Here is a 12,510-nt window from a genome sequence, read left to right as displayed (position 1 = left end):
CCCCTGGCGCGACCCACCCCCGTGCGTCGGCGCCTCTCAGACCCGCCGGCGGTAGGCCCAGGTGGCCAGCGGGAAGAACACGATCACCGCACCGGCCATCCAGGCCAGCGCCCCGGCCAGCGGGCCGGCCACCGGGCCGCCGTTCATCAGGCCGCGCAGCGCGTTCGCCATCAGGCTGACCGGGCTGATGTCCGCCCACGCCCGCAGCCAGCCCGGCATGGTGTTCGTCTGCACGAACACGTTGCTGCCGAACGTGAGCGGCATGATGAAGACGAACATCAGCGCCTGCGCCGAGCCCGGCGACTTCATCACCATGCCGACGAACACCGAGGCCCAGCAGAAGGCCAGCCCGAACGCCAGCGCGAGCAGGATCGCCACGGCGAACTCGCCGGGGCTGGTCGCGATCCGGTAGCCCATGATCGTCGCCACGACCATCAGCACGGTCAGGCACACCACATACCGCACGACGTCGGCGAGCACGGCGCCGATCAGCGGCGCCGAGCGGGCGATCGGCATGCTCCGGAACCGGTCGAACACACCCTTGGTGACGTCGGTGTTGAGGTTCGTGCCCACGGTGAGGCACGCCTGCAGGATGTTCATCACGATGATGCCGGGCACGACCATCTGCAGGTAGGCGTCGGTCGAGCCGGACAACGCGCCGCCGAACAGGTAGACGAACATCACCAGGAAGACGATCGGCATCAGGGTGACGTCGGCGAGCTGTTCGGGGTTCTTGCGGATCTTCAGGATGCCGCGCCACGCGAGCGAAAGCGCGTGCTGGAGCCCCTTGCCGGGGCTGATGTGCCGCGGCGGGGCCGGGCGGTCGAGGGCCAGCGTCGTCATGCCAGGCTCCCTTCGAGGGTCTTGTCCGAAGAAGACACAGCGGACTGTTCGGCCGTATGCCCGGTCAGGGCGAGGAACACCTCGTCGAGGCTGGGCAGCCGCAGCGCCAGCTCGTCCGCGGTGATCCCGGCTTCGTCGAGCTTGCGGACCAGGGTGGACAGCAGCACCGGGTCGTTGACCGGCGCAGTGAGCAGCCCGGAGGCGTCGTCGCGGGTCGGCCGGACCCCGGAGAGGTCGCCGAGAATCCGGTTGACGGCGTCCATGTCGGACAGCTGGGTCGGCCGGACCTGCAGCGTCTGCCCGCCGACGCGGCGCTTCAGCTCGTCGGCGCGGCCGTCGGCGACGACCCGGCCGTGGTCGAACACGGTGATCTTGTCGGCCAGCTGGTCGGCCTCCTCCAGGTACTGCGTGGTCAGCAGCACCGTCGCGCCTTCGGCGACGAGGCCGCGGACGACGTCCCAGACCTCGTTGCGAGCGTGCGGGTCGAGCCCGGTGGTCGGCTCGTCGAGGTAGAGCACCTCGGGCCGGCCGACGAGGCTGGCGGCCAGGTCCAGCCGCCGCCGCATGCCGCCCGAGTACGTCCGGATCGGCCGCTTGGCCGCCTTGGCCAGCTCGAACCGCTCGAGCAGCTCGGCGGCGCGTGCCTTGGACTGGGCGCGGGAGTGGCCGTACAACCGTCCGATCAGGACGAGGTTCTCGATGCCGTTGAGGTCCTCGTCGACCGACGCGTACTGCCCGGTCAGCCCGATCAGGCTGCGGACGCGGACCGGGTCGGCGACCACGTCGTAGCCCCCGACCGTGGCTCTGCCCGCGTCCGGTTTCATCAGGGTCGCGAGGATCCGGACGGCGGTCGTCTTGCCCGCGCCGTTCGGCCCGAGCACCCCCACGACCTGGCCGAACGGGACCTCGAGATCCACCCCGTCCAGCGCCGTCGTGTCCCCGAACTTCTTGACCAGGCCCTCGGCCTGGATCGCGTGCGACATGGGCGTTCCTCCTTCGCTCGTCGCTTCTGCGATCACAGTGGGCGTCCGCGCTGGCAGCTCACGCACAGCGCGCTGGCAGCGGCTGGCAGGCCCTGGTGGAGATCTTGTGGAGGAGTTGTCGGTGCCCGGGCCGCGCGGCGCCGGTCTCGGCATACTCGGCAGCATGGTGATTGCGGAAGAGACGCGGTCGCGGCGGAAGTACCCGCTGGTCACGGCCCTGCTGGTGGTGGCGGTGGTGCCATTGGCGCTGCTGGCGGCGCTGCGCCTGGTCGGCTTCGACGGCGGCTGGTACACGCTCGTGGCGCTCTCGCTGACGCCGTACGCGGCGGCCGCGGGACTGCTCGTCGGCGGCCTCTCCCTGGCGTTGCGGCGGTGGTGGACCGGCGGGGTCGCGCTGGTGCTGGCGCTCGCGCTGGCCGTCCTCGTCCTCCCGCGGGCGTCGGCGAGCGAACAGCGTGACGTGCACGGCAAGACCCTGCGCGTGCTCGCTTCGAACCTGCTCTACGGCCGGGCGGACCCGAAGGCCGTCGTCGACCTGGTGCGCGAGCAGCGGATCGACGTGCTGAACCTGGTCGAGATGACGCCGGCCGCGGTCAGCCGGCTGACCGCGGCCGGGCTGTTCGACCTGCTGCCGCACCGGGTGCTGCACCCGGCGCCCGGCGCGTTCGGCTCGGGGATCGTCTCCCGTTTCCCGCTGAAGGAGGTCAACCTGACCGGTGACTCGGCGGCCAAGCAGCCGGGCGCGGAGGCCGACCTGGGCGACGGCGTCGTGGCCGAGATCGTCGCCGTCCACCCGATCTCCCCGGACGTCGACTCGCGGGGGTGGGAGCGCGAGATCAAGGACCTCTCGCAGCCGGCGGGCGAGCACGGCCTGCGCATCCTGGCCGGCGACTTCAACGCGACCCTGGACCACGCGGCCTACCGCACGGTGCTGGCCCGCGGCTACCGCGACGCGGCGGAGGAGCGCGGCGAAGGGCTGACCCCGACGTGGCCGTCGTCGCTGCCGGTGGTGACGATCGATCACGTGGCGGTGGACAACCGCGCGGCCGTGCTGGACTACCGCGTGTTCGACGTCACCGACAGTGATCACCGGGCGGTGTTCGCCGAGGTGCGGCTGCCGTGATCAGCGCGGCAGGAGCCGCGTCAGCGTTTCCAGCGCTCCCGCCGCGATCGAGACGCCACGGCCGTGCCGGATCTCCGATTCCCTCGGGTTGACGCGGATCAGCGCGCCGGTCGCCGCGCTGGCCAGTTCGGCGTAGCGGCGGACCGTCGGGACGGCCTGGCCCGCGCCCAGTTCCACCACCACGAGGTCACGGGCGGTCCGGCGCCACGCCGTCAGCTCGTCCAGCTGGGCCTGGCTGCGGTCCGGGACCCAGGAGAAGTCGCCGAACATGAGGATGTTGGGCCGGGCGAGGCCGCCGCAGCGGGGGCACGACGGCAGCGGCGGCACCGCACGCATGGTCTCCTCGTCGACCACGACTTCCCCGGTGGCGGGCCAGATGTCGTCCGTGCACCCGGCGAGGCACTGCAGGTGGTGGATGGAGCCGTGCGCCTCGGCGACGGGCTCGAAGCCCGCCGCCTGGAACTGGCCGTCCACATTGGACGTGAACACCCGGACGCCGTGGGGCAGGGCCGAGCCGAACTCGCGCAGCAGCCGGAAGCCCTCGTGCGGCACGGTCTTGCGGTAGAGCTCCAGCCGGTGCCCGTAGAAGCCCCAGGCCAGCTCCGGGTCGCCGGCGAAGTGCCGTGGGTCGGCGAGCTCCTCGAACCGCAGCCCGAGCCGGGCGTACGGCGGGTACGCGCGCCAGAACCCTTCGCCGCCGCGGAAGTCCGGCAGTCCGGAGTCGACGCCCATGCCGGCGCCGGCGCAGATCAGGAGCGCGCCGGCGCCGTCCAGGAGCTTTGCGGCGAGCTCACTCACCCGGCTGCGAACCGAGGACGACCTCGAACTCCAGCAGGTTCGCGCCGGTGGACACGGGCTTGGCCCGCTCGCCCGCGTGCGCCGCCGCGGCCGGGCCGCCCTTCGCCCACGCCTGGTAGTGCTCCTCGGTCTCCCACTTCGTGTACACGAAGTAGCGCGTCTCGCCGGAAACCGGCCGCAGCAGCTCGAAGCCGAGGAAGCCCGGCTGCTCGTCGACGGAGTGCATGCGCGCGGCGAACCGCTTCTCCAGTTCGGGGCCGGCGCCCTCGGGGACCTCGATCGCGTTGATCTTCACGACACTCATGGCTCCCACCCTAGTTGGCTGCCGGGTGTGATCCGTGCCACTGTTGGTGGTATGGGGAACACCGAGCGCGACCTCGCCACCGATCTCGCCCGGATCGTCCGCGCCGCGGCCGACGAGGTCGCGGGCGGCGGGGGCAGCGAACTGATCGAGCGGGTGACCGGCCACCTGGGCGCGCCGTTGCCGGAGGTGGTGGTCGTCACCCGCAACTGGCCCATGTGGGAGCACGCCAACATCCAGTGCGGCGTCGACGCCTACCTCGCCGAACACGGCACGGCCGTGGGCTGGTTCGGCATCGCGGGCGGGCAGCGCACGCACGAAGACCTGATCGGGATGCTCGCCACCGCGCGCAGGCAGGGGATGTACGAGCTCGGCTCGGTGGACTACACGACCACGGCGATCGGCCCCGACGCCGCGACCGAGGCGGTGCAGCTCGGACTGGTCGGCACGCACGCCCCGGGCGGCGAGCCGGTGCTGCTCGCGATCCGCGGCGCCAACCCGCAGTGGGGACTCGAGCAGTGCCGGCTGGAGGTCCTGGCGACTTCGCGGGCGACCGCCACCGAAGTGCGCGACCGCGTCGAGCGCCTGATGGCCGAGCGCGACCTCCTGCGCGGCCAGGTGCTGGCCTTCGGCACCAGCGAGCACCGCGGCAACGAGCTGCTCACGTTCCTTCCGCGGCCGGCGTTGACCGGTGAGGAGGTCGTGCTGCCGGACGGCGTGCTCGACGCGATCGAGCGGCACACGATCGGTATCGCGCAGCACGGCGAGCGGCTGCTGGCGGCGGGGCAGCACCTCAAGCGCGGGCTGCTGCTGCACGGCCTGCCCGGCACGGGCAAGACGCACACGGTCCGCTACCTGATGGGCCGCCTGCCGGACACCACGGTGATCATCCTGACCGGCACGGCGATGAAGCTCGTGGGCAAGGCCGCGGAGCTGGCGCGGCGGCTGCAGCCGAGCGTGGTCGTGCTGGAGGACGTCGACCTGATCGCGCAGGACCGCAGCTACGGGCCGATGGTCCAGCCCCTGCTGTTCACCCTGCTCGACGCGATGGACGGCGTGGGCGGCGACGCCGACGTCACGTTCCTGCTCACCACCAACCGGGCGAGTGAGCTGGAGAAGGCCCTCGCGGACCGCCCGGGCCGCGTCGACCTCGCGGTGGAGATCCCGTTGCCGGACGCGGCCGGGCGTGAAGCGCTGCTGCGGTTGTACGCGCGCGGCCTGAAGTTGACGGCGGACTTGGCCCCGGTCGTCGAGGCGACGGCGGGGATGACGGCGTCGTTCGCGAAGGAGCTGTTGCGCCGGGCGTCGCTGCTGGCGCTGGGTGCGCGGCCGGAGGAGGACGTCGTGGTCGGGGACGCGGAGCTGACGACGGCGTTGCGGGAGATGCAGGACGCCCGGAGCGCGCTGACGCGGTCGCTGCTGGGCAGCTCAGCTGCGCAGTGAGCCGGGGAACAGGTCGGCGTCCGCGGGGAGTTTCGTGCCGCGGAACCAGGTGTCGAAGAACGGCCGCAGGTTCTTGCCGCCGATCCGGGTCGCCATCGCTTCGAAGTCGGACCAGGTCGCGTTGCCGTGGCGGTAGCGGGCCGGCCACTCGTGCAGCAGCTTGGCGAACGCCGGGTCGCCGATTTCGCGGCGCAGGGCGTGCAGCGCCAGGATGCCCTTGTTGTAGACGCCTTCGAACTCGTGGCCCTGGCCCATTTCCACCAGCTTCTGCGCCCAGAAGTCCGTGCTGCCGCGGGTGATCTCGATCGCCGCGCGGTAGCGGTCGTCCAGGTTCTGGCCCTCGCGCTCGGCCCACAGCCACTGCGAGTACGACGCGAAGCACTCGTTCAGGCAGACGTCGGACCAGTTGCGCACCGAGACCGAGTCGCCGAACCACTGGTGGGCGTTCTCGTGCACCAGCGTCGGCAGGTCGGCCCACTTCGCGTACGTCGGCCGGGTCTGCGTCTCGAGCGAGAACGGGACGTCCTCGTTCAGGAAGATCCCGCCCGCCGCCGACTGCGGGTACGGGCCGAACTGGCCGGTCAGGAAGCCGAGCACCTCCGGCAGGCGGTCGCCGACCGCGCGGCGGGCTTCGACGCCCGGCGCGTACGCCGAGACCACCGGGGTGCCGTCCGGCAAGGTCGACCTGTCGACCTCGAACTTGCCGATCGCGATCGTCGTCAGGTAGCTCGCCACCGGGGTGACCTCGGTCCAGGTGCCGGGCGGGCCCTCGCGGCCGTTCGAGAGCACCGTCCAGCCCGCCGGGACGTGCGCGGTGAGCGTGAAGGTGGCCTTGTTGCGCGGGGTTTCGTTCGCCGGGTACCAGAACGCCGCCGAGTGCGGCTCGCCGACCATGTACGCGCCGCCGTCGGCCGAGTGCTTCCAGCCGTTCTCGCTGCCGCCGTCGTGCGGGGTCTTGGCCGGGTCGCCGCCGTAGCGGACCCGCGTGCGGAACGTCGTCCCGGCCCGGATCGGCGACGGCGGCGTGACGACCAGCTCGAACGCCTTCTCCCGGCTGAACTTCGCCGGCTTGCCGTCGACCTCGACGCTGTGCACGTCCAGCCCGCGCAGGTCGAGGTCGAACCGGCTCAGGTCCTGGGTGGCCTTCGCGGTCACCGTGGTGTCGCCGTCGAGGTGCCCGCTCGGCGGGTCGTACTTCACGTCGACCTGGTAGCCGAGGGCGTCGTAACCACCGTTGCCGTCGTCGGGGTAGTACGGGTCGCCGGCGCCGGCCGCGCCCGGCACCGGGTGCATGGGCGGCGGCGGGGGCGGCAAGGCGACGGCGTCGCCACCGCACGCCGCGGCGAGGACCACCGCGGCGCAGACGGCCAGGGCGGTGAGTCGGCGGCGCATGACCACCACCATAGGTGATGGACAGCGACGGTTTGGTCACGTTCCGCACCAGGGGTTTTGTGGTTAGGTGGCCGCGTGCTCTGTTTCGGCGGCAGCGGCGTGCCGATCGTTCTGCTCCACGGCCTGATGGGCCGGGCGCGGACGTGGTGGCGGGTCGCGGAGTGGCTCCGGCCCTACGGCGCGGTGTACGGCCTGGACGCGCGCGGCCACGGGAACGCGCCGCGCGTCGGGCCGTGGACGACCGAGCGCTTCGCCGACGACGTCGCCGAAGCGCTGCTGAGCCTCGACGCGGGCCCGGCGGTGCTGATCGGGCACTCGATGGGTGGCCTGCACGCCTGGGCGACCGCCGCGCGGCACCCGGAGCTGGTCCGCGCGGTCGTGTCGGAGGACTTCGCGCCGGACCAGCGCGGCCGGACCGTCGAGACCTGGCGCGGGTACTTCGAGAGCTGGCCGGTCCCGTTCTCCTCGCTCGACCACGTCCGCGAGTTCTTCGGCGACGCGGGCGGGTACTTCGCGGACTGCGTCGAGGAGCGCGACGACGGCTTCCACCTGGTCGCGGACCTCGAGGACCTGTACGTCATCGCCGCCGAATGGGGCCGCCGGGACTACTGGGACGTCGTCGAGGCGATCCGTTGCCCGCTGCTGCTGGTCGAGGGCGAGCACACGGCGATGCCGATCGGCCAGCAGGCCGAAGTCGCCGACCGCGTCCCGGGAGCGAAACACCTGGTGGTGCCCGGCTCGGCGCACCTGCCCCACGACGAAGCCCCGGAGACCTACCGCGGCGCCGTCGAAGCCTTCCTCAGCCAGGTCCCGGCCCGCTGAAAGGGTCGACACGCGTGATTGCCGGGTCGACACGCGTGATCAGAGGGACGACACGCCGCACGCCGTTGTATCGCCGTGTCGACCCTCAAATCACGCGTGTCGGCTTCCCGATCACGCGTGTCGACCCTTCAGGCCCGGGCCAGGTCCGTCCGCCAGGCCGCCGTCGAGCGGTCGGCCGGGACGATCAGGGGCCAGACGTCCGCGCCGAGGAAGCCGGTCTCGTCGGACGCCTTCGCCGCGGTGCACGTGTCGCGGGCCAACCCCGCCTGACCGGACAAAGCGGCCACTGCGTCCTTTGTGGACTTCCCGAAGACGCCGTCGGTGGGGACGCCGAAGCCGGACGCCCGGAGGAACCGCTGCGCCAGCTGCACCTGCCGGCCCGTGTCACCCGGCTTGAGCAGTGGCCACTCGGCCTCGGTGCGCGTCACCGCGACGCCCAGGACGCGGCCGACGGCTGTGCGCAGCTCCGGCAGCCGGTTGTAGAGCACCTGGCCGGGGCACTCGGTCGAGTTGAAGTCGCGGTGGCCCTTGATGAACTCGGGGGCGATGCCGTACTGGCTCGCGATGTAGGCGACGAGGGAGACCAGCGAGTTCCACAGCGCCGGCGGCACGTCCACCGTGCTGTACAGGCCCTCGTTCTCGATGCCGATGACCTCGCTGTTGTGGTTGCCGACGTTCGCGCCCTGCACGTGCTGCGTGCCGCCGCGCAGGATCTCCAGGCTGCGGTGCCGGCCTTCGGTGATGAACCCGCCGCGGCTGTTCGTGAACTGCTGGCCGCTGTCGATCCAGCCGTTCTTGTCCATGTGCAGGTTCTGGATGAAGCGCGAGACGTAGAACGCGCGCGCCAGGGAGAAGTCGTCGTTCATCGGCGGGTCGACCGCGTGGTGCACGACGATGTAGGTCGGCTTGTGGTTCTCCACCACGATCGGGCCGGCGGCGGGCCGGGCCCCCCAGTCGGACGTCGGGTGGATCGTCGGAGCCGGGACGGCCGCGCCGGCCGTTCCCGTGGTCGTCATCCCCAGTGCGCCGGCCGCGGTCGCGGTCACCCCCGCTTTGAACAGGGTCCGGCGGTCAACAGTGACCATGCGTGAAACGGTAACTCCGGAACGCGCCGATGACAACTATTGACCAACTTTGGTCGTACCGCGTCAGTGTTCGCCCGGGAGTGCGAAGAGGCCGTCGCGGGTCTGCTCCAGCAGGCCGTCGACCAGCAAGGAGTCCAGGCAGCGGTCGCGCTGGCCGCCGTCGTGCCAGACGAGGTCGAGACGGGCCTTGTCGACCGGGCCTTCGCTGCCGCGCAGCACGTCGAGCAGCCGTCCGCGGACGTACCGGTCGGTGCCCGCGTACCGCTGCACCGGCTTGGCCGGGCCGGTGTACTCGGGCCGGCCGGCGTGCTGCCACGCGCACTCGTCGTAGATCGGGCAGTCCGCGCACTTCGGGGCGCGCGCGGTGCAGATCAGCGCGCCCAGCTCCATGATCGCCGCGGAAAACTTCGCCGCGGGGGCGTCCTCGGCCGGGAGCAGGGCCTCGACGTCGGCCATGTCCCGGGTGTTGGACGCCGGCCCGGCGTCTCCGGCCCCGTGCACCGCCCGCGCGACGACCCGCCGCACGTTCGTGTCGACGACCGGCGCCCGCCGGCCGTAGGCGAACGCGGCGACGGCGCGCGCGGTGTAGGCCCCGATCCCGGGCAACGCGAGCAGAGTGTCCACATCGGACGGAACGACGTCCCCGTGTTCACGCGCGATCACCCCGGCGGCCTCGTGGAGCCGCAGCGCGCGGCGCGGGTAGCCGAGCTTGCCCCACGCCCGCACGACCTCGCCCTGCGCCGACGCGGCCAGCGCCGAGGGCACCGGCCAGCGCGCCATCCACTCGAGCCAGATGGGCTGCACCCGGACGACCGGGGTCTGCTGGAGCATGATTTCGCTGACCAGGACGCCCCAGGCCGAGCAGGTGGGCTCGCGCCACGGGAGATCCCGGCCGTGCGCGGAGAACCAGTCGAGCAGTACGTCAGCGTCCACAGCCACGCCGGGAGGCTACTTCACGGCGAAGAGGCGCTCGCGGGCCACTTCGCCCGGGGCGGGCATGGCGGCGATCTCCGCGGCGATCGCGCGGGCGGCGTCGCGGCAGGAGGACGCCTTCCGGGCCTGCTCGGTGACGGCGTCCGCGCTCAGTTCGCCGGGCAGGAGCCGCCGGGCGGCACCCGCGGCGAGGAGCGCCTCGGCGTTGGCGAACTGGTCGGCGCCCTGCGGCAGGACCAGTTGCGGCACGCCCGCGGCGAGCGCGCCCAGCGTGGTGCCGCTGCCGCCGTGGTGCACGACCAGGCCGGCGTGCGGCACGACCGCCGCCTGGGGTACCCAGGCCTGCAGCGTGACGTTGCCCGGCACGCTGCCGAGTTCCTCCGGACGCACCCGTCCGGTGGCCACCAGGACGGGCGCGCCGAGCGCCGCCAGCCCCTCGATCGCCGTCGTGAGCACCTCCGGGGTGCCGAACGCGGTGCCGAGGGTGAGGTAGACCAGCGAGCGGCCGTCCACCGGCGGTGCCGGTTCCGGGAACGGGACGGGACGCAGGGCGATGCGCTCGGCGGTCGCGAGGAAGTCCGCCTCCTGCAACGACGGCGGGCAGATGTCGAGGTGCACCCCACCGGTGGGCCGCTCGAACCCGATGTCGCGCGGGAACATCCGGCCGAAGCCGTGCCAGAGCGCCGGGATCCCGGCACGCCGTGCGGCGACGCCGGCTTCCGGGACACCCCAGCCGTGCACGACCAGGTCCGGTCGCAACCGGGCCAGGTCCGGCTCGAGGTCTTCGGCGTAGATCTCGTAGAACGAATCCGCGGGCCGGAACGGGTCGAGCCCGAGCCGGCGCAGCGGCGCGTGGACGTGCTCACCGGCGGCGAAGTGCACCTCGTGCCCGATGTCCCGCGCGGCGAGCGCGAGCGGGACCATCGGGTACGTGTGACCGGCGGACGCGAGCCCGGCGAAGAGAACGCGCATGCTCTTCCCATTCGGATGTCGTGAACATCTGAATGGGAAGGATAGCCTACTGGACCTCGGTGAGTTTCCCGGTCTTCACGTCGTAGACGAAGCCGCGCACGTTCTCGGTGTGCGGCAGGTAGGCACTGCGCCGCACCCGCTCCACCGACGTCCGGACGCTGTTCTCGACGTTGCGGAACGCCTCGACCGACCACGTCGGCCGCAGGCCCGTGTCGCTCTCGAGCTCGTCCTTGAAGTCGTCCTCGGTCACCATCGAGAGACCGCACTCGGTGTGCTGGACGATCAGCACCTCGCGCGTCCCCAGCTTGCGCTGCGAAAGCGCCAGTGAACGGATCATGTCGTCGGTCACCACACCGCCCGCGTTGCGGAGGACGTGCGACTCGCCTTGCAGGAGGCCGAACAGCTCGAACACCCGGATCCGGGCGTCCATGCAGGTCAGGACGGCCACCTGGAGTGACGGCTTCGGGGACGACCGGTCACCGGGCGTCACCTCGCCGAGTTCCTGGTTGCGCTTGAGCAGTACGTCGATCGAGGTCATCGGTCACCTTCCGGCCAGTGGCCCCGCGGCGCGGGCGTACCACTCCATTTGACCGGGTAACCACCCCGCCGAGCAATGCACTAAGGGCAATGTCACGACGTCAGCCGCCGAACCACGGCTCCTCGACCGTCCGCGGCGGCGCCGACGTGCGCCCGACGCGCAGCTCGGTCGGCAGGGTGATCGTCTTGGGTGCGCTCCGCTCGCCCGAGCTGAGCAGTAGCCGCCCGGCGACCTTGCCCTTCTCCAGGACGGGCTGGTGGACCGTGGTGAGCCCGATGCGCTCGGCTTCGGCGATGCCGTCGAAGCCGGTGACCGTGAGGTCTTGCGGCACCCGCAGCCCGCGCCGCTCGGCCTCGGCCATGGCGCCGAGCGCGAGGATGTCCGAGGTGCAGATCACCGCGGTGATCTGCGGGTAGGCGTCCAGCAGCTGGCGGGCCGCGGACGCGCCGTCGTCCACCGTGTGGTCGAACCGCTCGACCACCGGGACGCCCGCCCAGTCGACGCCCGCCGCCGAGAACGCGACGGCCAGCGCCTCCAGCCGGGTGCGCTGGACGTGGAAGTGCGCGCCGCTCTGCCGGGTCGCGGAGACGAAGTCGTCGTTGCGCTCGCGGGCCAGCCGCATGCAGATCACGCCGACCTGCCGGTGCCCCAGCGTCACCAGGTGCTCGGCGATCTTGCCGACGGCGGCGGCGTCGTCCGGGCCGACGCGGTCGATGCCCTCGATGCTCGGCTGGTCGATGATCACCGTCGGCACCGGCCGCTCGAGCACCGCGGCCAGGTGCGGGTCGTCGTCCGGCACGGAGTAGACGACGAAGCCGTCGACGCCCGCGCGGTGCACCGCGGCGACGTCCTCGCGGCCCGGGCTGGCCGGCACCAGGTGCAGGCCGACACCGCCGTCTTCGCAGGCCAGTGCCAGTCCTTCGAGGACACCGACGGCGGCGGGGTCGCGGAAGGCGTAGGAGAGGTTTTCGGTGAGCAGGAGCCCTACCGCGCCCGCCTTGCGCGTGCGCAGGGAGCGGGCGACCGGGTCGGGGCCGGGGTAGCCGAGGCGCCGCGCGGTCTCGAGGACGCGGCGGCGCAGTTCCGGGGACAGCTGGTCCGGCCGGTTGTAGGCGTTGGACACCGTGGTCCTGGACACACCGAGCTCCGCCGCGAGCGACGCCAGTGTCGCCTGCCTCCGGGTGCGAATAGGACGTCCCATCAGCAAACCGTAACGGTTCAGATCGGTTTCCTGAAGAGACACCCCGCGTGGTCGATGTCTCGATCCGCATGCGCGG

At 72.1% G+C, this 12,510-nt stretch carries 13 protein-coding genes; 3 read left to right on the top strand and 10 right to left on the bottom strand.

What is annotated here, in order from left to right:
* Positions 1-36: 36 nt before the first annotated feature.
* Together ACFVYA_RS10300 and ACFVYA_RS10295 are read right to left on the bottom strand one after the other, a co-directional pair.
* Positions 37-843 carry an ABC transporter permease gene (locus tag ACFVYA_RS10300; protein ID WP_387044301.1) on the bottom strand — a complete coding sequence of 269 codons (807 nt, stop codon included), beginning with the start codon at positions 841-843 and terminating at the stop codon, positions 37-39.
* Complete coding sequence (locus ACFVYA_RS10295) at positions 840-1,826, bottom strand: ATP-binding cassette domain-containing protein (RefSeq protein ID WP_387044299.1); 987 nt, start codon at positions 1,824-1,826, stop codon at positions 840-842. Before ACFVYA_RS10295 ends, ACFVYA_RS10300 begins: the two co-directional genes overlap by 4 nt.
* Before the next feature lie 106 nt (positions 1,827-1,932).
* On the opposite strand from ACFVYA_RS10295, the gene ACFVYA_RS10290 reads away from it, so the two are divergent.
* Positions 1,933-2,949 carry an endonuclease/exonuclease/phosphatase family protein gene (locus tag ACFVYA_RS10290; RefSeq protein WP_387044297.1) on the top strand — a complete coding sequence of 339 codons (1,017 nt, stop codon included), beginning with the start codon at positions 1,933-1,935 and terminating at the stop codon, positions 2,947-2,949.
* Here the strand turns inward: ACFVYA_RS10290 and ACFVYA_RS10285 are convergent, their stop codons facing one another.
* Entirely contained in the window at positions 2,950-3,747 is a 798-nt protein-coding gene (locus ACFVYA_RS10285; protein WP_387044295.1) for an NAD-dependent deacetylase, read from the bottom strand.
* Positions 3,740-4,051 carry an antibiotic biosynthesis monooxygenase gene (locus ACFVYA_RS10280; RefSeq protein ID WP_285986939.1) on the bottom strand — a complete coding sequence of 104 codons (312 nt, stop codon included), beginning with the start codon at positions 4,049-4,051 and terminating at the stop codon, positions 3,740-3,742. Before ACFVYA_RS10280 ends, ACFVYA_RS10285 begins: the two co-directional genes overlap by 8 nt.
* A 51-nt stretch (positions 4,052-4,102) precedes the next feature.
* On the opposite strand from ACFVYA_RS10280, the gene ACFVYA_RS10275 reads away from it, so the two are divergent.
* Positions 4,103-5,491, top strand: coding sequence for an AAA family ATPase (locus ACFVYA_RS10275; RefSeq protein ID WP_387044293.1), 1,389 nt, complete (start codon positions 4,103-4,105; stop codon positions 5,489-5,491).
* On the opposite strand, the gene ACFVYA_RS10270 is transcribed toward ACFVYA_RS10275, so the two are convergent.
* Positions 5,477-6,883, bottom strand: a complete 1,407-nt coding sequence (locus ACFVYA_RS10270; RefSeq protein WP_387044291.1) for a M1 family metallopeptidase — start codon at positions 6,881-6,883, stop codon at positions 5,477-5,479. The two genes, ACFVYA_RS10275 and ACFVYA_RS10270, sit on opposite strands and share 15 nt — an antisense overlap.
* A 75-nt stretch (positions 6,884-6,958) precedes the next feature.
* Between ACFVYA_RS10270 and ACFVYA_RS10265 the strand changes: the two genes are divergently transcribed.
* Complete coding sequence (locus ACFVYA_RS10265; protein ID WP_387044287.1) at positions 6,959-7,705, top strand: alpha/beta fold hydrolase; 747 nt, start codon at positions 6,959-6,961, stop codon at positions 7,703-7,705.
* A gap of 128 nt (positions 7,706-7,833) precedes the next feature.
* Here ACFVYA_RS10265 and ACFVYA_RS10260 read toward each other — a convergent pair whose 3' ends face one another.
* The 5 genes from ACFVYA_RS10260 to ACFVYA_RS10240 all read right to left on the bottom strand — a co-directional run bounded on the left by ACFVYA_RS10260 (position 7,834) and on the right by ACFVYA_RS10240 (position 12,434).
* Positions 7,834-8,790, bottom strand: a complete 957-nt coding sequence (locus ACFVYA_RS10260; RefSeq protein WP_387044285.1) for an N-acetylmuramoyl-L-alanine amidase — start codon at positions 8,788-8,790, stop codon at positions 7,834-7,836.
* Positions 8,791-8,853: 63 nt separating this feature from the next.
* The gene (locus tag ACFVYA_RS10255) at positions 8,854-9,729 is read right to left on the bottom strand and encodes an A/G-specific adenine glycosylase (protein ID WP_387044283.1); all 876 of its coding nucleotides are present in this window, start codon (positions 9,727-9,729) and stop codon (positions 8,854-8,856) included.
* Between the two features lie 9 nt (positions 9,730-9,738).
* Positions 9,739-10,695 carry a glycosyltransferase gene (locus tag ACFVYA_RS10250; RefSeq protein ID WP_387044281.1) on the bottom strand — a complete coding sequence of 319 codons (957 nt, stop codon included), beginning with the start codon at positions 10,693-10,695 and terminating at the stop codon, positions 9,739-9,741.
* A gap of 46 nt (positions 10,696-10,741) precedes the next feature.
* Positions 10,742-11,233, bottom strand: a complete 492-nt coding sequence (locus ACFVYA_RS10245) for a carbonic anhydrase (RefSeq protein ID WP_013230422.1) — start codon at positions 11,231-11,233, stop codon at positions 10,742-10,744.
* Positions 11,234-11,333: 100 nt separating this feature from the next.
* Positions 11,334-12,434 (bottom strand): LacI family DNA-binding transcriptional regulator, encoded by a 1,101-nt coding sequence (locus tag ACFVYA_RS10240; protein WP_387044279.1) that lies wholly within the window; start codon positions 12,432-12,434, stop codon positions 11,334-11,336.
* Positions 12,435-12,510 lie beyond the last annotated feature (76 nt).

It is taken from the genome of Amycolatopsis sp. NPDC058278, from assembly GCF_042881395.1.
Lineage (GTDB): Bacteria > Actinomycetota > Actinomycetes > Mycobacteriales > Pseudonocardiaceae > Amycolatopsis.
Note: the sequence above shows the minus strand (reverse complement) of the source record. Positions and strands in the feature narration are given on the sequence as shown.